The sequence below is a fragment of the Cupriavidus sp. CP313 genome, assembly GCF_054072015.1.
In genome coordinates this window covers 16,946-37,643 of the sequence record NZ_JBSVZB010000054.1, presented here as the reverse complement: position 1 = coordinate 37,643, position 20,698 = coordinate 16,946, and the positions used below count along the sequence as shown (strand labels likewise).

At 66.8% G+C, this 20,698-nt stretch carries 22 protein-coding genes; 6 read left to right on the top strand and 16 right to left on the bottom strand.

Annotated elements, in window-relative coordinates:
* The first annotated feature begins 657 nt into the window (after window positions 1-657).
* The 4 genes from ACW4E8_RS39025 (at window position 658) to ACW4E8_RS39010 (ending at window position 1,911) form a co-directional block, all read left to right on the top strand.
* Window positions 658-921 carry a hypothetical protein gene (locus tag ACW4E8_RS39025; RefSeq protein WP_456809365.1) on the top strand — a complete coding sequence of 88 codons (264 nt, stop codon included), beginning with the start codon at window positions 658-660 and terminating at the stop codon, window positions 919-921.
* 64 nt (window positions 922-985) lie between these two features.
* Window positions 986-1,249, top strand: a complete 264-nt coding sequence (locus ACW4E8_RS39020; protein WP_456809364.1) for a hypothetical protein — start codon at window positions 986-988, stop codon at window positions 1,247-1,249.
* Between the two features lie 68 nt (window positions 1,250-1,317).
* Window positions 1,318-1,581 carry a hypothetical protein gene (locus tag ACW4E8_RS39015; protein ID WP_456809363.1) on the top strand — a complete coding sequence of 88 codons (264 nt, stop codon included), beginning with the start codon at window positions 1,318-1,320 and terminating at the stop codon, window positions 1,579-1,581.
* 66 nt (window positions 1,582-1,647) lie between these two features.
* Complete coding sequence (locus ACW4E8_RS39010; RefSeq protein WP_456809362.1) at window positions 1,648-1,911, top strand: hypothetical protein; 264 nt, start codon at window positions 1,648-1,650, stop codon at window positions 1,909-1,911.
* 174 nt (window positions 1,912-2,085) lie between these two features.
* Here the strand turns inward: ACW4E8_RS39010 and ACW4E8_RS39005 are convergent, their stop codons facing one another.
* The 11 genes from ACW4E8_RS39005 to ACW4E8_RS38955 form a co-directional block, all read right to left on the bottom strand.
* Window positions 2,086-2,961 carry an ABC transporter permease subunit gene (locus tag ACW4E8_RS39005; protein WP_456809361.1) on the bottom strand — a complete coding sequence of 292 codons (876 nt, stop codon included), beginning with the start codon at window positions 2,959-2,961 and terminating at the stop codon, window positions 2,086-2,088.
* 10 nt (window positions 2,962-2,971) lie between these two features.
* A complete protein-coding gene (locus ACW4E8_RS39000) occupies window positions 2,972-3,748 on the bottom strand; it encodes a taurine ABC transporter ATP-binding protein (RefSeq protein ID WP_456809360.1) in 777 nt (258 codons plus the stop codon).
* An 86-nt stretch (window positions 3,749-3,834) separates the two neighbouring features.
* The gene (gene tauA, locus ACW4E8_RS38995; protein WP_456809359.1) at window positions 3,835-4,833 is read right to left on the bottom strand and encodes a taurine ABC transporter substrate-binding protein; all 999 of its coding nucleotides are present in this window, start codon (window positions 4,831-4,833) and stop codon (window positions 3,835-3,837) included.
* 269 nt (window positions 4,834-5,102) lie between these two features.
* Window positions 5,103-6,083: an ABC transporter substrate-binding protein gene (locus tag ACW4E8_RS38990; protein ID WP_456809358.1), complete on the bottom strand. Its 981-nt coding sequence runs from the start codon at window positions 6,081-6,083 to the stop codon at window positions 5,103-5,105.
* Window positions 6,084-6,239: 156 nt separating this feature from the next.
* Window positions 6,240-6,659 (bottom strand): DUF1801 domain-containing protein, encoded by a 420-nt coding sequence (locus ACW4E8_RS38985; protein ID WP_456809366.1) that lies wholly within the window; start codon window positions 6,657-6,659, stop codon window positions 6,240-6,242.
* Between the two features lie 164 nt (window positions 6,660-6,823).
* On the bottom strand, window positions 6,824-7,588 hold the full coding sequence (locus ACW4E8_RS38980; protein ID WP_456809357.1) for a 2-keto-4-pentenoate hydratase: 765 nt from the start codon (window positions 7,586-7,588) through the stop codon (window positions 6,824-6,826).
* Window positions 7,585-9,015 (bottom strand): amidase, encoded by a 1,431-nt coding sequence (locus ACW4E8_RS38975; protein WP_456809356.1) that lies wholly within the window; start codon window positions 9,013-9,015, stop codon window positions 7,585-7,587. Before ACW4E8_RS38975 ends, ACW4E8_RS38980 begins: the two co-directional genes overlap by 4 nt.
* 24 nt (window positions 9,016-9,039) lie before the next feature.
* Complete coding sequence (locus tag ACW4E8_RS38970; RefSeq protein ID WP_456809355.1) at window positions 9,040-10,122, bottom strand: TRAP transporter substrate-binding protein; 1,083 nt, start codon at window positions 10,120-10,122, stop codon at window positions 9,040-9,042.
* A 15-nt stretch (window positions 10,123-10,137) separates the two neighbouring features.
* Complete coding sequence (locus ACW4E8_RS38965; RefSeq protein ID WP_456809354.1) at window positions 10,138-11,445, bottom strand: TRAP transporter large permease; 1,308 nt, start codon at window positions 11,443-11,445, stop codon at window positions 10,138-10,140.
* Window positions 11,442-12,101, bottom strand: a complete 660-nt coding sequence (locus tag ACW4E8_RS38960; protein ID WP_456809353.1) for a TRAP transporter small permease subunit — start codon at window positions 12,099-12,101, stop codon at window positions 11,442-11,444. The genes ACW4E8_RS38965 and ACW4E8_RS38960 overlap by 4 nt, the downstream gene beginning before the upstream one ends.
* Before the next feature lie 100 nt (window positions 12,102-12,201).
* Entirely contained in the window at window positions 12,202-13,152 is a 951-nt protein-coding gene (locus tag ACW4E8_RS38955; protein ID WP_456809352.1) for an IclR family transcriptional regulator, read from the bottom strand.
* Between the two features lie 380 nt (window positions 13,153-13,532).
* On the opposite strand from ACW4E8_RS38955, the gene ACW4E8_RS38950 reads away from it, so the two are divergent.
* The gene (locus tag ACW4E8_RS38950) at window positions 13,533-14,204 is read left to right on the top strand and encodes a GntR family transcriptional regulator (RefSeq protein WP_456809351.1); all 672 of its coding nucleotides are present in this window, start codon (window positions 13,533-13,535) and stop codon (window positions 14,202-14,204) included.
* A 134-nt stretch (window positions 14,205-14,338) separates the two neighbouring features.
* Here ACW4E8_RS38950 and ACW4E8_RS38945 read toward each other — a convergent pair whose 3' ends face one another.
* The 5 genes from ACW4E8_RS38945 to gtdA form a co-directional block, all read right to left on the bottom strand.
* Window positions 14,339-15,679: an MFS transporter gene (locus ACW4E8_RS38945; RefSeq protein ID WP_456809350.1), complete on the bottom strand. Its 1,341-nt coding sequence runs from the start codon at window positions 15,677-15,679 to the stop codon at window positions 14,339-14,341.
* Window positions 15,680-15,788: 109 nt separating this feature from the next.
* Window positions 15,789-17,003, bottom strand: a complete 1,215-nt coding sequence (locus tag ACW4E8_RS38940; protein ID WP_456809349.1) for a 3-hydroxybenzoate 6-monooxygenase — start codon at window positions 17,001-17,003, stop codon at window positions 15,789-15,791.
* A gap of 27 nt (window positions 17,004-17,030) precedes the next feature.
* A complete protein-coding gene (gene maiA / locus ACW4E8_RS38935; RefSeq protein ID WP_456809348.1) occupies window positions 17,031-17,672 on the bottom strand; it encodes a maleylacetoacetate isomerase in 642 nt (213 codons plus the stop codon).
* Between the two features lie 34 nt (window positions 17,673-17,706).
* Window positions 17,707-18,405 (bottom strand): fumarylacetoacetate hydrolase family protein, encoded by a 699-nt coding sequence (locus ACW4E8_RS38930; protein ID WP_456809347.1) that lies wholly within the window; start codon window positions 18,403-18,405, stop codon window positions 17,707-17,709.
* Between the two features lie 95 nt (window positions 18,406-18,500).
* The gene (gene gtdA / locus ACW4E8_RS38925) at window positions 18,501-19,547 is read right to left on the bottom strand and encodes a gentisate 1,2-dioxygenase (RefSeq protein WP_456809346.1); all 1,047 of its coding nucleotides are present in this window, start codon (window positions 19,545-19,547) and stop codon (window positions 18,501-18,503) included.
* A 154-nt stretch (window positions 19,548-19,701) separates the two neighbouring features.
* Between gtdA and ACW4E8_RS38920 the strand changes: the two genes are divergently transcribed.
* A complete protein-coding gene (locus tag ACW4E8_RS38920; RefSeq protein WP_456809345.1) occupies window positions 19,702-20,640 on the top strand; it encodes a LysR family transcriptional regulator in 939 nt (312 codons plus the stop codon).
* Window positions 20,641-20,698: the final 58 nt, after the last annotated feature.

Genomic DNA, 20,698 nt, shown 5'->3' with positions numbered 1-20,698 from the left:
AGAACTTCGGCAACGGCATCCGGGTGGCCGCGCTGTAACGGGATCGAGGTGCGTCGCCCCCGCTTCAACGGGTGGCGACGCACCTTGGAGTCCGCAGCGGAAGATACAAACTACGGTATTCCAGTCCGGAGCCCGTAGCACTTGCCAGCCTTGGCAAGCACTCGACAGGTTTTTCAGCAGTCTGAACCCGCCCTATTCTGGGCGGTTTTTTTTTGCCGGACCTTGGGGCCGCGCTTCGAGCGCGGCCATTTGCGTGCCATCACGGCGGCGGCCATCTCGCATCAGTGGCGCGCTCGCCGACCACCAGGCCGCAGTCGGGACGGGCAAATCGCGCGCATCCAGGCAGAAAGCTGACCCACCGAAGCCCGGTGTCATTGGCTTCAAGGCGGCTTGGCTCGACGCAGTCAGTTCCGGGGGGCAACTGTATTCGTTCGGCCAACAGTGCCATGAAATGAGTTTGCCTACGCCCAACACCAACCCTGACAAATTTTCGCCAGACGGATCTCAAAGAGCCCCAAGATTTCATTAAAAATCCTTTATTTTCAAGATGTTACGTAGCTTACTACAGCGCCCTCCCGGGGCCTGGCACGGCCCATGCTCTATACCCTTCGAGCGCAACAAACGTGCTCCCCCAACCGAACCCCAAGGAGACTCACCATGCAATCGACCCTCATGATCAAGGATCTGCCGCTCGACCAGGAACTCGACGGCAAGACCATGTCCGCTGTGCGCGGCGGCCACGCCTTCTCACTTGTCGGCGGCAACTTTCAGAACGTCATCGGCGGCGGCGGCTTTGCCAGCCCGACCATCGGCGTGCAGATCGGCCCGATCGTGAACACGATCGACGCGAGCACACACCTCAACCTGAAGCTCCCCACCCTGCAGAACTTTGGCAACGGCACCCAGATGGCCGCGCTGTAACGCTGCATGCGGGAGTCCCGCCGACGCGGGACTCCCCTCAACCGAACCCCCAAGGAGACTTACCATGCAATCGACCCTCATGATCAAGGATCTGCCGCTCGACCAGGAACTGGACGGCAAGACCATGTCCGCTGTGCGCGGCGGCGACGCCGTCTCTGTTGTCGGCGGCAACTATCAGAACGTCGTCGGCGGCGGCGGCTTTGCCAGCCCGACCATCGGCTTGCAGGTCGGGGCGACCGTGAACACGATCGACGCCAGCTCGCACCTCAGCCTGAAGATCCCCACCCTGCAGAACTTCGGCAACGGCACCCAGGTGGCCACGCTGTAACAACGCTGCATGCGGGAGGCCCGCCGAGGCGGGACTCCCCTTCAACCGAACCCCCAAGGAGACTTACCATGCAATCGACCCTCATGATCAAGGATCTGCCGCTCGACCAGGAACTGGACGGCAAGACCATGTCCGCTGTGCGCGGCGGCAGCGCCTTCTCTGTTGTCGGCGGCAATTATCAGAACGTCGTCGGCGGCGGTGGCTTTGCCAGCCCGACCATCGGCTTGCAAGTCGGGCCGACCGTGAACACGATCGACGCGAGCACGCACCTCAGCCTGAAGATCCCCACCATGCAGAACTTCGGCAACGGCACCCAGGTGGCCACGCTGTAACTACGCTGCATGCGGGAGGCCCGCCGAGGCGGGACTCCCTCAACCAAACCCCCAAGGAGACTTACCATGCAATCGACCCTCATGATCAAGGATCTGCCGCTCGACCAGGAACTGGACGGCAAGACCATGTCCGCTGTGCGCGGCGGCAGCGCCTTCTCTGTTGTCGGCGGCAACTATCAGAACGTCGTCGGCGGCGGCGGCTTTGCCAGCCCGACCATCGGCTTGCAGGTCGGGCCGACCGTGAACACGATCGACGCGAGCTCGCACCTCAGCCTGAAGATGCCCACCATGCAGAACTTCGGCAACGGCATCCAGGTGGCCACGCTGTAACGGGATCGAGATGCGTCGCCCCCGCTTCAACGGGTGGCGACGCACCTTGGAGTCCGCAGCGGAAGATACCGCCTACGCTATCTTCCACTGCCTTCTCCGACCCAGTCTTAACGGGTCATCGTGGTCCCTGGGGAGGGTGCCCCGGGATGATGATCCCGGAGCTACGCCCTCACCTCACATCCGTCCCTTCCAGGGCACCAGGACCTTCGCCAGCTTGCGCATCAGCAGGTCAAACACGTAGGCGATCAGCCCGATCAGCACGATGCCCATGATCACCACGTCAGTACGCAGGAAGTTGGAGGCATTGAGCACCATCTGGCCAAGGCCGGCGGTCGCGGCCACCATTTCAGCGGCGACCAGGGTGGTCCACCCGAAGCCGATGGCAATGCGCATCCCGGTAAGGATATCGGGCAGTGCGGCGGGGATCACCACATGGCGGACCACCTGCCACGGCGTGGCACCCATCGAGTAAGCCGCGTTGATCTGCTCGATGGTGACTGAGCGCACGCCGGCCTGGGCCGACATTGCCAGCGGCGCGAAGCAGGCCAGGAAGATCAGCAGCACCTTCGAGGTCTCATCGATGCCGAACCAGATCACGATCAGCGGCAGGTACGCCAGCGGCGGCAGGGGGCGGTAGAACTCGATCGGCGGATCGAAGACGCCGCGTGCGATGCGCGACACCCCCATCATCACGCCGATCGGCACCGCCGTGGCCACCGCCAGCCCGAAGGCGCCGAACACGCGCAGCATGCTCGCCGCGAAATGCTCGGTCAGCGGCTGGCCGCCTTGCAGGTTGCCCTGCCAGGCATCGATGAAGGCGGTGACGATCGACTCAGGCGTGGGCAGGAACAGCGGCGGCAGCCAGCGCAGGTGGCTGGCAAGCCACCACAGCGCGAGCAGCAGGACCACGGTGATGGTGGAGATGCGTGAACTTGACCCCTCGCCGGGCAGTCGGTAGCCCGAGACGGTCTTCATTTGCTGGCTGGCCCCGGCCGCGGCGGCTTTTGTGACGCGCGGCGTGGGTTCGATGCGTTGGACGGAAGCGGGCATCTCGTGTTCCTCAGGCGGTGGCATGGATCAGATCAACGATCTCTTCGCGATAGCGGATGAACTCCGGGTCGGCCTTGACTGCACGGGCGTCCCCGCATTCGATGAAGCGCCGCGCGAACGGCAATTCATAGGTGTGCGCGATGCGGCCAGGCGACGGCGTCATGACAATCAGCCGCGTGGCCAGGAACAGCGCCTCTTCCACGCTGTGCGTGATAAAGAAAACGATTTTCTGTTCCTTGGCCCAGAGCTTGAGAATCAGCGCCTGGATCGACTCGCGCGTCAGCGCGTCGAGCGCGCCCAGCGGCTCGTCCATCAGCATCACCGCCGGATCACAGGCAAGCGCGCGGGCAATCCCGACGCGCTGCTGCATGCCGCCCGAGAGCTGATAGACCGGCTTGCTGGCGACGTCTTCCAGCCCGACCGCGGCCAGCTTCTCATGCGCGACCCGCAGCCGCTCGGCCCGCGACACACCACGCAGGCGCAATCCCAGCGCGACATTGTCTGCCACGCTGAGCCACGGCATCAGGGCGTGCTTCTGGAACACCACGCCGCGTTCGGCACCCGGCCCGCGCACCACCTTGCCGGACAGCCGGATCTCGCCTTCCGAGGGTTCCATGAAGCCTGCGATGCACGACAGCAAGGTGGTCTTGCCGCAGCCCGAGGCACCGAGCGCCACGACGAAATCGCCGCGCTCCATGGTGAGGTTGACTTGCGACAGGGCCAGCGTTTTGGCGCCGCCTGCGACGCCATAGTTGACACTGAGATTATCGATTTCAAGCTTGTACATGATGGGCTTCCGCAACAGGACCTTCGGGGCGGCCGCGCCGGACTGGCTTGCGCGCGGCGGCCATCTTCAGCGCGATGGGCGCGGTGTCAGCGCAAGGCCCGCTTTGCCCATTCCGCGTTGACGCCCGTGCCATAGTCCGGCAGGACGGTCTGGATGGTGCCCTGCTCCTTGAGGAACTGCGCCGCGGACTGCAGCGCGCGCGCCGCGCCACCGCCCAGCCAGCGCTCCGACACCTGCTCCTGCAGCGTGGGGAAGGCGTACAGGGCCATGCTTGCGGGTACCGTCTCGGCCTTGGCGCCAGACACCTTGGCCACCGCCTTCACCATGGGCGAATCGGGGGTCCAGGACGCCTTGTTCTTGCGGTAGTTTTCATCGGCGGCGGCCAGCACGCGCACCAGCTTGACCATGAACTCCGGGTTTTCACGGGCAAACTTCTTGTTGGCGATCATGCCGTCGAAGGTAGCCTTGCCGGTGTCGGCGGCGATCTGGCCGGAGGTCATCAGCACGGTGCCTGACTGCTTGAGCTTGGCCAGCACCGGGTCCCAGATAAAGGTGGCGTCGATATCGCCGCGTTCCCAGGCGGCGGCTACCTCGGGCGGCCGCATGTTGACGATGCGGACGTCCTTCGGATTGATTTTGGCGCGCTCCAGTGCGACCAGCGTGTGATAGTGCGTGGTCGACACGAAGGGCACGCCGACGCGCTTGCCTTTCAGGTCGGCGATGCTGGCGATCTTGCTGCCATTGCGCGCCACCATCGCCTCGGCCGCGTTGATGTCGTCCAGGATCCAGAACAGTTCGACATCCAGCCCTTGCGATAGCGCCGACGCAATCGGCGAAGTGCCGGCCTCGCCAATGGCGATCTGGCCCGAAGCCATGGCGCGGATCACATCCCCGCCACCGCCGAACTGGCGGAACGAAACCGTGTAGCCGGTCTGCTTTTCCAGTTCCTTCATGTCCTGCGCGTAGCGCCAGGGCACCACCATGTCCTGGTAAGCAATGACTACATTCTTGCTCTCGGCGTGTGCGGCTGGCGCCAGCGCGGCCACCAGGGCGAAATACGTCGCTATCTGCTTGATCCACCGCATGGTTGTGCTCCTCGGAAGGGAAATATGTTTGGGGGTCACGGCTTTATAGGTGAGGGCCATTCCGGGCCTATAGGACCAGTTGCCCGGATTCGCTGGGACCAGAACGGGCCGCGCGGGCGCAGGCCGCGCCAGGCCGTGAAATGCGCTGGCGCGGGGCGGCGTCAATCATGGAAATCCTTAGCGGCCTCCGACGAGGCTATGGTCGTGCCAGAGGCGCTTCCCGAGGCCGTCGAAGGTCTCAGTGCGCGGCCTGACGCCGCCCGCGGCAGTCAGGCGGTAAGGGAGAACCCGGAGTCGAAGGTCTGCCGCACATCGAGCCGTTGCCTGAGCAATCCCACTTTCTGGTAGAAATCCGCCGTGCGCTGCTGCTCGGCGACCAGTTCGGCATCGATGCTCCGCCATTGCGTGTGCCGCCGCTCGAACTGCAGCCGTGCAGCCTGCGGCGAGATCCCGATGATGCGGGCGAGGGCCGCCGAGAACTCCGGTACGTGCTGGTAGGACCATTGCTGCGCACGCACTACCCGGCGCAGGAAGTCTTGCAGCACCGCGCGCTTGGTCGCCAGCGCGGCATCGGTGGCCGCCAGGTAGCTGAGGCCGGACCACAGCCCGCGTCCGCTGACCAGCACGCGCGCGTGGCCGCTGGTCTCCGCCATCGCGGTATAGGGTTCCCACGTCGCCCACGCATCCACCGAGCCGCTGCTCAACGCGAGCTTGGCATCCGCAGGCGGCAGGAAGCGGAGGTTGGCGTCCTCTGGCTTCAGCCCCGCGGATTCCAGCGCCTTGAGCGTCACCAGGTGCCCGATCGAGCCACGGTTCGTGCCGATGCTCTTGCCTTTCAGGTCGGCTGCCTGCCGCAGCGGCGAGTCGGGCCGTACCAGGATTGCCGTGCCGTAGGGGTCAGAGCGGTTTGCGCCGACCAGCTTGATCCGCGTGCCGGCCGCCAGCGCGAAGATCGCCGGGGCATCGCCGATCGGGCCGCTGTCGATCGCGCCCGCATTCAGCGCCTCGGCAAGCGGTGCCGCGGCTGGGAACTCGGTCCATTGAATGTCGTAGCCCAGGCCCTCGAGCGCGTTGGCGGACTCGAGCAGCGCGCGCAGGCCGCCCTTCTGGTCGCCGGCTTTCAGGACCGGGCGCCCCTGCGCTTGCGCATTGCCGGTGGCGAACGTGGTGAAGGAAAGGATGGGGCCGGAGGCGAGCGCGGCCGTGGCGGCGGCGCCCTGGCGCAGGAACTGTCGTCGGGAAGCGGTCATGGCATTCGCGGGGAGTTGAAAACCCACGAACGTACGCGTGCAGCACGCGAAAACCAACGAAGAAAACCGGCATTCCATATGCGTGGAGCATGCCGGCCGGGACCTTCGTTGCGAAGCTCAGGCGCGCGCCCGCACGTCAGGACGCTTCGCGTCCCTTTACTCTTTGCTCTCTTGTACTTTCGCCCGGGTAGCCGCGGGCGCTGCCTTCTTCTTCAACTTGCTCTGATTGAACGCAATCGCGGCACGGATGAGATTCTTCAGGGCACGCGCGTCAATCTTGTCGCCCTCGAAGAGATCGATCGCGCGCCACTTGTTGCCGCCGAGGCCGGCGTTGAAGAGCTTGTCAGGATCCGGAAGGCTGGCCCCGTTGGTGAAGGTGATCTTCACCTTCTCCTTGTGCGCGTTGGCGACCGCGATCATGCCGTCGCGTGACCACACCGGGCTCCCCATCCATTTCCATTCCTCGATGATCTCGCCGTCGGCCTCAAGGATGGTCTTGCGGAGGCTGGCCAACGTCTTGCCACGCCAGTCTGTGAGTCCCGCGATCAGCTCGTCGATACGTTCCGATGGATTCATTGGATCTACATGCCTTGAATTGGCCCCGGTTCTCATGCGACCGTAATAGTAATGTAGCGACGACATTTTCGCTGACGAACCACGAGCAAGGTGAACGCTGACAGCCTGTGTCTGGGACTGAGCCATCGGGCCGGCAAGGGCCGAACGTTCGGGCACACCTGCAATCAGAACCACGCCGCAAGCGTCCCCAGCCCTTCGATCCCGGCGCTGACGCGGGTTCCGGCAGAGGCAAAGAGCAGCCCGGTGCAGGTGCCGGTGGTCACCACTTGCCCGGCTTTCAGCCCTGCCCCGCGCGCGGCGCAGTGGTTCGCCAGCCAGACCAGCAGCGCGCCGATATCAGGGCTCTGGTGCCCGCCGACGGTATGCGCCACGGTGCGCCGGCCAAACCGCAGCGTGGCCTCCAGCGCGCCCAGGTGCAGCCATTCGCGCGCGAACGGCGTGGGGCGCCCTGTCACCAGTGCGCCATGGCTGAGCAGGTCGGCCAGCTGCGCGTCGCTGCCGGCCCCGAGCCAGTCCTCCAGGCGGCTTTCCACGATTTCAATGGCCGGCACCACCAGCGCGAGCGCGGCCTCGATATCCCGGCGCTCATAAGGCTGGCCGCGCGGCGGCAGGCTGGCGCCAAGCACAAAGGCAACCTCTACCTCGATGCCGCGCAGGCGCCAGGCCGGCCCCCGCAGGGCCACGCCATCCGGCAGGAGGCCGGCCGCCGGCAGCGGCGCACAGGCGGGTTCCTGGCCCGGCCCCCTCGCACCAACCTTCCAGCCACCAATGGGGCCGATCATGGCAAGCGTGGCATCCTGCACGGCGTAGCTGCCGCCACGCGCGAGCGGTAGCAACAGTGCCGGATCGACCCGCTCGCCACGCGCGCGTGCGACGCAGAGCCGCTGCGCGAGCGCCGCCGGCGTACCTGGCGCAACCAGGGTCTTCATCGCCCCTGCCCGTCGAGCGGGAATCCAGGCTGCCTCGGGAAGGCCTGCTCGAACTGGCGCGCGATTGCCAGCAGCAGCGCATCCTCGGCCGGCGCAGCCACCAGCTGCATACCAACCGGCAAGCCCTCTGCCTCACCACATGGCAACGAGATCGCGGGCAGCCCGGCAGCATTGGCAAATGCGGTGAATACCGCATGGCCACGGGGCCCGACCTCGCGGCCCTCAATCACAGGCGGGTGCGTCTGTGCGGCCGGCCATGGCAATGCCGCCGCGGCGGGCGTCAGCAGCAGGTCGTAGCGTGCGAACAGCATGGAAAGCTCGCTGCGCAGACGCTCCATCGCCATCAGCAGATCAAACAGCTGCACGGCACGCAGGCCTGCGCCAGCCGAGGCATTGGCCTGCGTGGCCGCACCGAACGTGCCCGCATCGAGCGGCGGGCAGAACGGCAGTTGCGCGCCGCCCTGCTCCACCAGCCAGGCCAGGCCGGCCTGCGACAACAGCGACCACCTGGCATTGGTCGCTTCAGCCAGCTCGAACGCCTGCGCGCTTTCCACCGTGTGGCCAAGCGCACGCAGCCCTTGCGCTGCCTGCCCGGACAAGGCGGCGATGCGCGCATCAACCGGATGATCGCCGAAGCGGGGCACGTGCAGGACCCGGCATGGCCGCGGCGGCATATGCAGTGGCACGCCGGCAAAGCGCCGGGAATCGGGATCGCGCGGGTCGGGCTGGCCCAGCGCCTCGGCCATGGCCATCGCATCGGCCATACAGCGGGCCAGCGGGCCGACCACTTCATAGCGCATGAAGATCTCGGGCAGCCCGCCGCCGCGCGGCAGCCGGCCGGGCGACGGCTTGAAGCCCACCAGCCCGGTATGCGAGGCCGGGCGCCGGATCGAGCCGCCGCCGTCGGTGCCCAGTGCAAGCGGGCAGCAGCCCGATGCCACCGCCGCCACGGCGCCGCCGGAAGACCCGCCCGGCGTCAGGGCCGGCTGCCACGGATTGCCGGTTGTGCCGAAGACAAGGTTGTCGGTATAGCCCTGCATGGCGAACTCCGGCACATTGGTCTTGCCGAAGATCAGCGCCCCGGCCGTGCGCAGGCGCGCCACCGGCAGTTCGTCGCGGTCCGGGACAAAGCCCGCCAGCGCGCGGCTGCCCCAATGCGTGGGCAGGCCGCGCACGTGCAGGTTGTCCTTGACGGTGACCGGCACGCCGTCGAGCGCGCCAAGCGGCGCGCCGCGGCGCCAGCGCGCGGCGCTCTCCTGCGCCGCCGCCATGGCGCCTTCAGGATCGAGTGCGATCACGGCGTTCAGCGCCGGATTGCAGTGCGCCGTGCGCGCCAGGCAGGACGCCAGCGCCTGCTGCGGCGTGAAGCGGCCGGTGGCGTAGCCGTCGGTGAGCGCATGTGCCGGCAGTTTCCAAAGATCGTCCATCGTCGTCTCCGCCGTCCTCAGTGTTCACTTGAGCCCGACCAGCGGCCCGATGGTCTGCTTCCAGATGGCCGAGCATTGCGGGTAGGACTTGTCGCAGACCTCGGTCCAGGTCGGCAGCGAGACCGTGGTCAGCGCGTCGCGCACCAGCTGCAGGTCGGCCGGACGCACGGGCACCTCCTTCATGGCGAACTTCTTGCCGGTCTTGCACGGCTCTTTGCCGACGTTGCAGCGCGAGGCATCCTCGAACAACTCGCGCGAGTAGGACCAGGTATCGCGCTCGAAACGCTGGAAGGCCTCGGCCAGGCGCGCCTGCTGCTCGGGTGGCAGCGCGTTCCACCGGCTGAGCTTGATGGCGTAGGCATTGAGCGCGATCTGGAAGCCGACTGGCATGAAGTATGAGGTGACCTCGGGCCATCCTGCCGTGTTCGCCGAGCTCGGGCCGGTGATCGCGCAATCGGTGACGCCGCGCTCGAGCGCCTGCTGGGTCTCGCCGAAGGGGATCGTCACCGGAATGCCGCCGAGCTTCTCGATGAACTTGGCCAGGGACTGATCGTAGACGCGCACCTTCTTGCCCTTCAGGTCGGCCAGGCCGCCAATCGGCGTCTTGCAGAAGACCACCTGCGGCCCGAACGGCCAGATCCCGAGCAGCTTGGCGCCGTAGCGTTCCTGCAGGCGCTTGTCAAAGGCATTGCGGTAGGCATCCACGGCCTTGGCGGCCGAGCCATAGTCGGTGCTCAGGCCAACGATGTCCGGGCCGAGGAAGAACGGCTCATCGCGCGAGACCTGGGCCAGGCGTAGGCTGACGATGTCGAACAGCCCGGAGCGGAGCACGCGCAAGCCGTCTGAATCCTTGATGCCGAGCACATCCATCGGCTTGTAGTCGGCATCGATCGGCAGGCCGGTGTTCCTTGCGAAGTTCTCAAAGAAAGGCTGCTCCTTGTTCTGCTGGATCAGGCCGGTCGCGACGAGGTTGCCGGCTACCCGCAGCTTCGTTTGCTGGGCGGGTTGCGCCGGCTGTGCCTGGGCAGTGCCCGGCAGCAGCGTGGCGGCAATGCAGGCGACATGGGCGGCCGCGATCAGCGCGCCGGCGATTCGTTTGGCGTTCATGGGTTTCCTTGCAGGTCAGTGCCCGAACATCAGGTTGGGCAGGTAGGTGGCAATCGCCGGGAAATGGATCAGCACGGCGGTCATCACCACCATGGCGGCAAAGAACGGCAGCGTGCCCTGGAAGACTTCATTGATCGATCCTTCGCCGCGCACGCCCTGGATCACGTAGAGCGTCATGCCGATCGGCGGGCTGATCAGCGAGATCTCGCACATCAGCACCATGAACACCCCGAAGAACACGGGATCGATGCCGGCCGCCTGCACAATCGGGAAGACGACCGGGACCGTGCCGACCAGCATCGGCATGGTCTCCAGCGCGATGCCCAGCACCAGGTACAGGGCTGCCAGCAGCCACAGCAACACCGCCGGCGAGACGTCCACCTGCTTCATCAGGCCGGCCAGCGCCTGCGGCACCCCCAGCATGGAGAGCACGAAGTTCAGGTAGAGCGCGGCCACCAGGATCAGCGCGGTCATCGCGGTCAGGCGCAGCGTGGAGCGGAAGCAGTCGTGCAGCATGGCGACGCTGAGCTTGCCGTAGGCGGCCGCCACCGGCAGGCACACCAGCACGCCGAGCGCGGCGCTCTCGGTGACCGTCGCCCAGCCGGTGTAGATGCTGCCCATCACCACGGTGAACACCAGCAGCGGGCCCGCCAGGTGGCGCGAGTTGCGCACCCTGGCGAGCAACGGCACACGGGCCTCGCGCGGGCCGCCCGCCGCGGGCTTCCACAGGCAGATCAGCAGGATCGTGGTCAGGAAGAGCACGGTCATGATGGCCCCAGGCAGCACGCCCGCCACATACAGCCGCGCCGCCGAGGTATTGGTCATCGAGCCGTAGATGATGAAGGCCACGCCGGGCGGGATCAGGTTGCCCAGGCTGGCGCCGGCCGCGATCGAGCCCAGCACCATGCGCTGGTCGTAGCCGCGATTGCGGAAGGAAGGCAGCGCGACCGTGGAAATCGTCGCCGCGGTGGCCACCGATGATCCGGAAACCGCCGAGAACAATGCCGAGGCACCGATATTGGTATGCAGCAGGCCGCCCGGCAGGCGGTTCAGCCAGTCGCCGAGCGACTGGTACATCTTGTCCGTCGCGCCACCGCGCATCAGGATCTCGCCCAGCAGGATATAGAGCGGGATCGACAGCAGCAGGTAGTCCTCACCGGCCGCCCACAACTGTTCGCCCAATGCGTCGATCGCGGGCATGCCGAAATAAACCAGCGCCCCGGCCACGCCCACCACCAGCATGCTCGTGGCCACATGGAAGCCAAGGAACATCAGCCCCATCATCAGGCACAGCCCGAGCAGGATTTCAATGGGACCGATCATGCTGCCGCTCCTTCGCTCTTGCTTTCAGCCCTGCCCTGGCCCGCGGCATTGCCCTCAGCGGGCGCGGTGGCAACACGGATGTCTGCCTCCGCTTCGATTTCCTCGGCCAGGGTCTGCGGCCCGAACTGGCTGTTCAGGCGGGCCCAGTCGCGCCGCACCAGCAGCTGCATGGCGTGCCAGGCAGCGCAGGCCGCCACCAGTGCAAACAGGGCATAGCCTGCCAGCCACAGGGCCTGGGGCATCCACAGGGGCGTGGCAAGCGGCGTGGACGCGGTGCTGTGCAGGTCGATGGTGTCCACCAGCACATGGCCCGCGCGCCAGAGGCAGAGTCCAGCCACGGCACCCAGGCTCAGCATCGCCAGCAGGTTGAGCACAGCCCGCACCTTGACGGGAAAGCGCGTCAGCAGGAAGTCCACCCGGGTATGGCCGCGCCCAACCAGCGTGTAGGCAAAGCCGCACGTGCCAAGGATGGCGTAGGTATAGCCGCCGATTTCATCGATGCCCTGCAAGCTGAAACCACCCAGCTTGCGCCCCAGCATTTCGATGCAGGTCGCCACCGACAGCACGATCAGCCACCATCCGCACAGGATGGCAATACGGTCAATGCCGGTGGCAAGCCGTCGGCTCCAGGGGGTATCGGCAAGCAGGGTCTTCATGGTGGGGGCCGGTCGTGATATTGCTTCCATTGAAGCGCATGGCCAGACCCGCGCGGCGGCTTTCCCGCACGCCGGAACGTCTTGAATAAACCCTTAGGAATCAATAACTTTCCGGCGCACCCGCGTGGAAAGGCAAAGACGCTGCGGGCACTGGCATCGGGCAGGGCACCCGGGTGCAGCGCCCGCCGTAGGCAGCGCTGATCTCTGTGGCAGCCCAACGCACCCAGGCGCCAAGCTCATCGAAGCGGGCACGCACGATGCGCTGGCTGGAACCGGCCAGCGAGACCGCGGCGAAGGGCCGGCCGTGCTCGTCACAAATGGCGGCAGCAATGCAGCACAGGCCGACCGCATTCTGCTCGTCGTCCACCGCATAGCCGCGCCGGCGCACTTCGGCCAGCGTCTCATGCAGACGCGAGGGGCGCGCAATGGTGTTGTTGGTCAGGCGCGGCAGGCCAAAGGTGCGCAGGTATTGCAGCACGTCGGGCTCGCTCTTGGCGGCCAGCACCGCCTGGCCCATGGCCGTGCCATGCAGCGGCGCGCGCTGGCCCGGCCTGGCCAGCGCGCGGCTGCCGTGGGGGCCCTCTGCCTGGCAGGCGAAAACAATCTGCCCGTCGCTGGCCACGCCCAGGTTGACGGTCTCCCCGGACAGCGCGCTCAACCGTTGCATCACCGGCAGGGCAAGTTCGCTGATGCGGCGCCGGCGGGCGAAAGCGGCACCCACCGAGAAACAACGCACGCCCACGTACCACAGGCTGCGCTCGCGATCGAACTGGACAAACTGGCGCTGCTCCAGCGTGGTCAGCAGGCGATGGACGGTCGACGTAGACAGGCCGCTGCGTGCCGCCAGATCCACCAGCCGGTAGCCCTCGTCGTCATCGGACAACAGTTCGATCAGCTGGAGCGCGCGCGTCAGGGACTGCACCGTGCTGTCGCCGTCCCGGCACTCCCGCCCTTCCCTTGACGGAGGGTCGGCGCTGGCGGCCGGCGCCACCGCGGCCCGCGTCGCGGCTTCCTTCCTGGCCTCCCTTGTCCTGGTCGTGGTGCCTGCCATGTGAGTCCCCTTACTTGCGTTGCCGCACGCGGACGCAAGTTCCGGGCCACTGCCCGGTCACGGGCCCGGCCCGCGCCGGACATGGGGCATGCGGCCAGCCCGCACCGCCGCCGTGCCACCTGCACTCGCTCCGCCCCGCTCCTTGCCCGACTTTAGTGCACAAAATTGTGTACAGCCATGATGGAAACCATTAAGAATATCTCGCCCAACGGCCGAAGCACGAAGAGGGAAATCCCTTGTTTTCTTGTGCTGTCTCTTGTGGGCGGGCCGTTTTAATTTGTATACAATATTGCCAGCCGTTGCCTGGCATCTGGATTGCTTTCACCAACATCCCAGAGCCCCCACCTATCGAGCGGATAACGTTGACGACCCAGCACAGCATGGCCGCAAAAGCAGAGGCGCCTTCCATTGCCGAACGCATCAGCCAGGCCATCATGGAGCACCGCGTCGCGCCTGGCATGAAGCTGGCCGAGGAACGGCTCGCACTGGCTTTTCGCGTCAGCCGCACGAAGATACGGCAGGCCTTGACGGTCCTGGCCAAGGAAGGACTGGTGCAGCTGCATCCGAACCGCGGCGCCTATGTCACCAGTCCGTCGGTGCAGGAAGCACAAGACTTGTTCGCGGCGCGCCGCGTGGTCGAACGTGACATTGTCTGCAATGTGGTCGCGCGCGCCGGCAAGGCCGAGCTGCGCCGCCTGCGCCAACACCTGGCCAAGGAGGCCCGCGCCCGCGCGGCTAACGACCATCGCACCCTGATCAAGCTCACGGGCGAATTCCACATGCTGCTGGCAGAGCTGGGCGGCAACAGTTTTTTCATCAAGCTGATGGGGGAGCTTTGCCCGCTCACCTGCCTGATCATCGCGCTCTACAACGCACCGAACGCGCCGGCCTGCCCCGATGACGAGCACTCCGGCATCGTCGATGCGATCGAGGCCGGCGATGCCGCTACCGCCTGCGCCAGGATGCTCGCGCACCTGGACCACGTGGAACGCGAACTGAACCTCGTGCCGCGCGACAAGGGCGATGTCGACTGGGAGGCGGTGTTCGGCTGATGGCCCGGAGCCGCGCAGCCTATGCGGGCCTCACCCGACTGTGACGACACAGCGATCCGGCTGTCGGACAAGACGGGCCGTTGGTCGGGCCATGCACCTCCCCCTCAGCCAATGGCTCCCGCCGCCGCCCGCCTTCAGACTGCCAGGCGCTCCACTGCCCTCTGACGCCTGACCATCCCCAACGAGAACATCGACAACCCTGCGATCAGCGCCGGCACGCCAATCAACGCAAACAACGCCGGCATGCCCAGGCCCATCGACAACATGGTCGCCCCGCCGACCGACCCCACCACCGACCCCATCCGGCCCACGCCGTTGGCCCAGCTCACGCCTGTGGCACGGCAGTCCGTCGGATAGAAGCTGGCAGACAGCGCATTCGCACCCACCTGCGACCCTGAGATGCAGAAGCCCGCAAGGAACACCGCCATGCCCGCAGCCACCGGCTCGGAAGCAACGCTGCCCACCGCCGCAATGCCAAGCGCCGCCAGCGCATAGCTGGACGCCAGCACATAGTGCGGATTGATCCGATCCATCAGCCAACCCAGCGCAATCGCCCCTACCGTCCCGCCGACCTGGAACATCGTTGTCACCAGCGCGGCCGTGCGCAGCGAATGACCGGTAGTGCGCAGCAGCGTCGGCAGCCAGCTGGACAGCAGGTAGATCACCAGCAGGCTCATGAAGAACGTCAGCCAGAACAGCAGCGTGCCCCGCAGCAGTTCGGGCCGGAACAGGTGCCGCACGGGCGAGCTGGTGCTGCGCTGTTCACCGACCGCGAAGGTGGCGTCGCGCAGGTCGGCTTGCGGCGCGATCTTCTGCAGCGTGGCGACGATGCGTTCGCGCTGCTTGCCGGCCAGCACAAGGTAGCGCACCGATTCCGGCAGCAGCCACTGCAGCAGCGCCGCCAGCACCAGCGGCATGACCCCGCCGGCCACCAGCACCGAGCGCCAGCCAAAGGCGTCGATCAGCCCGGCGGAAGCCAGGCCGCCGAAAGCCGAGCCAAGCGTGAAGCCGCAAAACATGGTCGTGACCAGGAACGAGCGCCGCTTTTCCGGACAGAACTCCGAGGTCAGCGTGATGGCGTTGGGCATGGCCCCGCCCAGGCCCAGCCCAGTCAGGAAGCGCAGCAGCACCAGCGTCCACAGGTCATGCGACCAGGCCGAGGCCAGGCTGGCGGCACCGAAGAACAGCACGGACAGCACCAGCACGCCCTTGCGGCCGAAGCGGTCGGCCAGCGGGCCGAAGAGGAAGGCGCCGACCATCAGGCCGCCGAGCCCGGCGCCGAACAGCGGCGCCAGCTGGGCCGGCGTCAACTGCCATTCCGCGCGGATGGCTGGTGCGATGAAGCCGATCGCCGCCGTATCGAAGCCATCGACCGCAACGATCAGGAAGCAAAGCACGACGATGCTCACCTGGAACGCCGACAGCGGCTGGCGGTCGATGAACGCGGTGACGTTCAGGGGTTGGCTGGCAGGCATGGTTGTCTCCTCCTTGATGCCAGGATTAGGGGCGAGTCACGCCCGGCGGCCTTATGGGCGGCCGCCAGATCGTTTCGGGTCTACTGCGAAGAAAGGCTGCGTCAGCGGCTTACAGCCACGGCGTGGTGCTCAGGCACTTGTCGGCACGCCAGCCATGCAGCCACTGCAGCGCGTCGTAGAACTGCGCCTGCGTGCGGCCGGTCCACAGGCTGTTGCGCACCAGGCGGTCCACACCCTTGGCGTGGTAGACGCGGCCCATGTCGCGCGCGGCGTAGAGCACGCGGGCGGTACGCGGGATGCGGGCCTGCTCGTAAAGCTTGAACGCCGCTTCGAAATCGCCGCCCGCCACCTTCACCGCCTCGCCCAGCGTGACGGCATCTTCCAGTGCCTGGCACGCGCCCTGCGCGACGTACTGCGTCATCGGGTGCGCGGCATCGCCGAGGATGGTGGCGCGCCCGAAGCTCCATTGCTCCACGGGGTCGCGGTCGGCGGTGGCCCAGCGCTTCCACGAGGTCGGGCGGTCCAGCATCTGGTGGGGCAGCGGGTGGATGCCTTCGAAGTACGACAGCACTTCTGCCTTGCTGCCGTCGCGCACGCCCCAGGTCTCCTGTTCGCGGCTGTGGAAGGTCACCACCAGGTTGTACTGCTGGCCGCCGCGCAGCGGGTAATGCACCAGGTGGCAATGCGGGCCGGCCCACACCACCGGCGCATTGACCTGCAGGTCCTGCGGCATGTTGGCGACGTCGACCACGGCGCGGTAGACCACATGGCCGGTGACGCGCGGCTCGTCGCCGATCAGCGCCTGGCGGATCGCGGACTTGACGCCGTCGCAGCCGATCACGGCATCGCCGCGGTGGTGTTCGCCGTGCTGGTCGATCACGGTCACGCCATGATCGTCCTGCAGCAACTGCTGCACGCACGTGCTGGTGCGGAAAGCGATCAGCGGATGGTCCTGCACCGCTTCCAGGATGGACAGGTGGATATCAGCGCGATGAATCACCGCATAGGGGTTGCCGAAGCGCTCACGATACGCCTGCCCGACGTCAACCTCGGCGATCACGCTGGTGTCGATCGCGTCCCGCAGGCTGAGGTAGTCGGTAAAGACAGCCCGGCTGCGCGCCGCTTCGCCTACGCCCAGCGCATCCAGTGCGGCAAAGGCGTTGGCGGCCAGCTGGATGCCCGCGCCGATCTCGCCGATCTGCTCGGCCTGCTCCAGCAGTTCGATGCGGATGCCCTGGCGTGCCAGCGCCAGCGCAGCGGCCAGGCCGCCGATGCCGCCGCCGATGATGAGGACCTTGCCGGTCGCGTTGTTGGATTTGCTCATGCTTGTCTCCTGGCCTGCGCGCAGGCGTCAGGCGGTGTAATCGGGCTGGTGCGCAGGCGCCGCCCTGGCAAAGGCCGGGTGCTCGCTGGCGTGGGCATAGGCCGCCATGGCACGCGGGTACGGGCTGAGGTCGCAGCCCATGCGCAGCGCGTTGGCGACTTGCGGCACCAGCGTGACGTCGGCCAGCGTGGGCGCATCGCCAAAGCACCACTTGCCATGCCCGTGCAGCGCCAGCAAGCGTTCCACGCCGGCGATGCCCTCATCGATCCAGTGGCGGTACCACGCGTCCTTCTGCGCGGGCGTGACTTGCAGCACGTCCTGCAGGTAGCGCAACACGCGCAGGTTGTTGACCGGGTGGATGTCGCAGCCGATCAGCGTGGCCAGTTCAAGCACCCGCGCGCGCTGCACCGGGTCTTGCGGGATCAGGCGCGGCTCGGGGTGGCGCGCGTCCAGGTAGTCGATGATCGCGAACGACTGGCCCAGCGTAAAGCTGCCGTCCACCAGTGCGGGCACCGAGGCGGACGGGTTGATGCCCTCCACATATTCCGCCTCGCGGTGCTGGCCGGTGCGGATATTGACGGGCACGTAGTCGTACGGCAGGCCCTTCAGGGCCAGCGCGATGCGCACCCGGTACGACGTGGAGCTGTTGAAGAAGCTATAGAGCTGCATGATCGGTATTGCCTGTGTGCTGCGCTGCGCGCGCTCAGACCACGCGCACGGTCAGTTCGCCCAGTCCGTCGACGCCGGTGACCATGGTGTCGCCCGCCTTGACCGCGCCCACGCCTTCGGGCGTGCCGGTAAAAATCACGTCACCCGGCTCCAGGCGGAAGAACTGCGACAGGCAGGCCACGGTTTCGGCCACCGACCAGATCAGGTGCGACACATCGCTGCGCTGCTTCGTTTCTCCGTTGACCGTCAGCCAGATGCCGGCCTGCAGCGGATGCCCGATGTCGGTGGCGCGGTGGATCGGCGCCACCGGGGCCGAGGCGTCGAAGGCCTTGCCGATTTCCCAGGGGCGGCCCATCTCGCGCATCTTCATCTGCAGGTCGCGGCGCGTCATGTCGAGTCCGGCGGCATAGCCCCACACGTGGTCGAGCGCCTGTTCGACGGGGATATCCGAACCAGCCTTGCCGATCACGGCCACCAGCTCGGCTTCGTAGTGGTAGTTCTGGGTCTGCGCCGGGTATGGCAGTTCCAGCGTGGTGCCGGCCGGCACCGGCACGATGGCATCCGCCGGCTTGCAGAAGAAGAACGGCGGCTCGCGGTCGGGATCGAAGCCCATCTCGCGGGCATGGGCGGCGTAGTTGCGGCCCACGCAGTAGACGCGGCGCACGGCGAACTGGTCGTCGCTGCCGGCAACGGGGATGGAAACGGTGGCGGGAGGCGTGAAGACGTAGGACATGGTTCGGAGTTTCCGGAAGTCGTCAGGTAAGCGGGAGCCTCCGGCGGTGCGCGCAGGCACCGCCCGGGGCCGGTCGGATCAGGATTGCGGGACGCTCAGGTGCGCGCTTCGCGCAGCAGGTTCATCGCGGACAGCACGGGCCGGTCGGAATAGCTGAACAGCACCGCGTCTTCCAGCGCGCCCAGCTGCACCGGCGCCCACGACGGGGCCACGAAAATATCGCGCGGCGCGAACTGGAACTGGTCGTCGCCGATGCGCACCGTGCCGCGCCCTTCCACCACGCTGTAGATGGTGGCGTCGGTGCTGCGGTAGGTCTTGCCCTGGAAGCCCGCCGGCAGGTACTGCATGAAGGTGGCGATGGTCGGCATCGGCCAGCCGCCGGTGGCCGGGTTGACATAGCGCAGCTTGACGCCGTCCCAGGCATCGAGCTCGCCGTTGCGGTAGAGCTGGTCCAGCGCCTCGCGCGAGCGCTCGTATGGGTAGCTGAAGATCGGCGAAGTGGGATCGGTCACGCGGTGCCGCACCGGCACCATGTTGTGGCCGAAGCGGGCAAAGCTGTCGCCCTCGGCGCGGGTCACGGGCTGCTGGGCTTCCGGGTAGTTCTCGGCAAACCCGGCATCGAACTGCTGCACCAGTGGGATATCCAGCCCGTCCAGCCACACCACCGGCTCGCCGCCGTCCTCGACGGCAGGGTTGCCATGGTCATGCCAGGTCCACGACGGCGTGATGATGAAGTCGCCGGGATGCATGGTGGTGCGCTCGCCGTTGACCGCGGTCCAGGCGCCCTTGCCTTCGACGATAAAGCGCAGCGCGGACTGGGTATGGCGGTGGCTGGGCGCGATCTCGCCCGGCAGGATCAGCTGCAGGCCGGCGTACAGCGTGGAGGTGATGCTCGACTTGCCCGGGATCCCCGGGTTCTCCAGCACCAGCACGCGGCGCACCGCTTCCTCGGCGCTGATCACGCTGCCGGCCTGCATCACCAGCGGGCGGATCTGGGCGTACTTCCAGATGGCGGGAACGATCTGCGGCCGCGGTTGCGGCGGCACCAGCGCGTGCAGCGACTCCCACAACGGGGTCATGTGGCTGCGGCCGATTTCTTCGTAATAGGCCACGCGGGCCGGGTCTGGGGTGTGCTCGGACATGCTGTCTCCGTTACTTTTGCGGGTGCTTTGGGGAGCGCTCTTTGCGGGTGCCTGTGTCGATGCGCACCGTCTTGTTGTCGTTATACGCCCGGCCCTATAAGATTTGAAATGAACTTTTCATCTTATCGATACGTTTTTTCATATAGGTAGCCCCATGGACTGGACCCAGAGATTGCGGCTGCGCAACCTGCAGATGCTGCTGAGCCTGGCCGAGACCGGCAATATGAGCCAGTCGGCGGCCATGCTGAACACGACCCAGCCGGGCCTTTCCAAATGGCTGAAGGACCTGGAGGACGATATCGGGCTGCCACTGTTCGAGCGCCAGGCGCGCGGGCTGCGGCCCACGCCCTACGGCGAGTCGCTGATCGAGCACGCACGCCGGATCGAGGCCCAGCTGGATACCGCGCGCGACGACCTGCAGGCCATGCGGGACGGCGGCAGCGGGATTGTGGTGGTGGGTACGTCAGGCGCGTCGGCGGCGGATACCGTGCCGCTGGCAGCGCTGCAATTGCTGCAGCAGATGCCACGCGCCAGCGTGCGGCTGGTGGAAACGACCATGGACCGGCTGATGAGCCAGCTGGCACACAGCGAGCTGGATATCGTGGTGGGCCGCTCGGCCCCCGAGCTGCAGGACGCGCAGATGCGCACCGAATCGCTCTACATGGAGCCGATCCACTTCGTCGCCCGGCCCCGCCACCCGCTGCTGCAAGGCGGGCGCATTGGCTGGGACAACCTTTACCGCTACCGCTGGGTGGTGTGGCCGCGCGGCACGCCCATCCGCAATGCGCTGGAGGGCGCGCTGGCAAGCGCCGAGCGCGCGCTGCCGGCGGACTGTGTGGAGAGCAATTCCACCGTGCTGAATCTCACGTTGCTCAACAACAGCGACATGATCGGCCTGGCCTCGCACCGCACCGCGCGCCGGCTGGAAGAGCTGGGCGCGCTGCGCATCGTGCCGCTGCGGCTGGCGGGGTTCGGCTCGGTGTCGATGTACTGGCGTGACGACGCGCAGTCGCGCGCGGCGGTGGTGGCGATGCTGGAGTGTTTGCGGCGGGCGGCCGGGGCGCCGCAGGCACCGGCTGAATTCACCGCGTAGTCGCGCCGGTCAGCGGCCATGGCCACAATGACGTATTCGGCATAGGACCACAACCCGG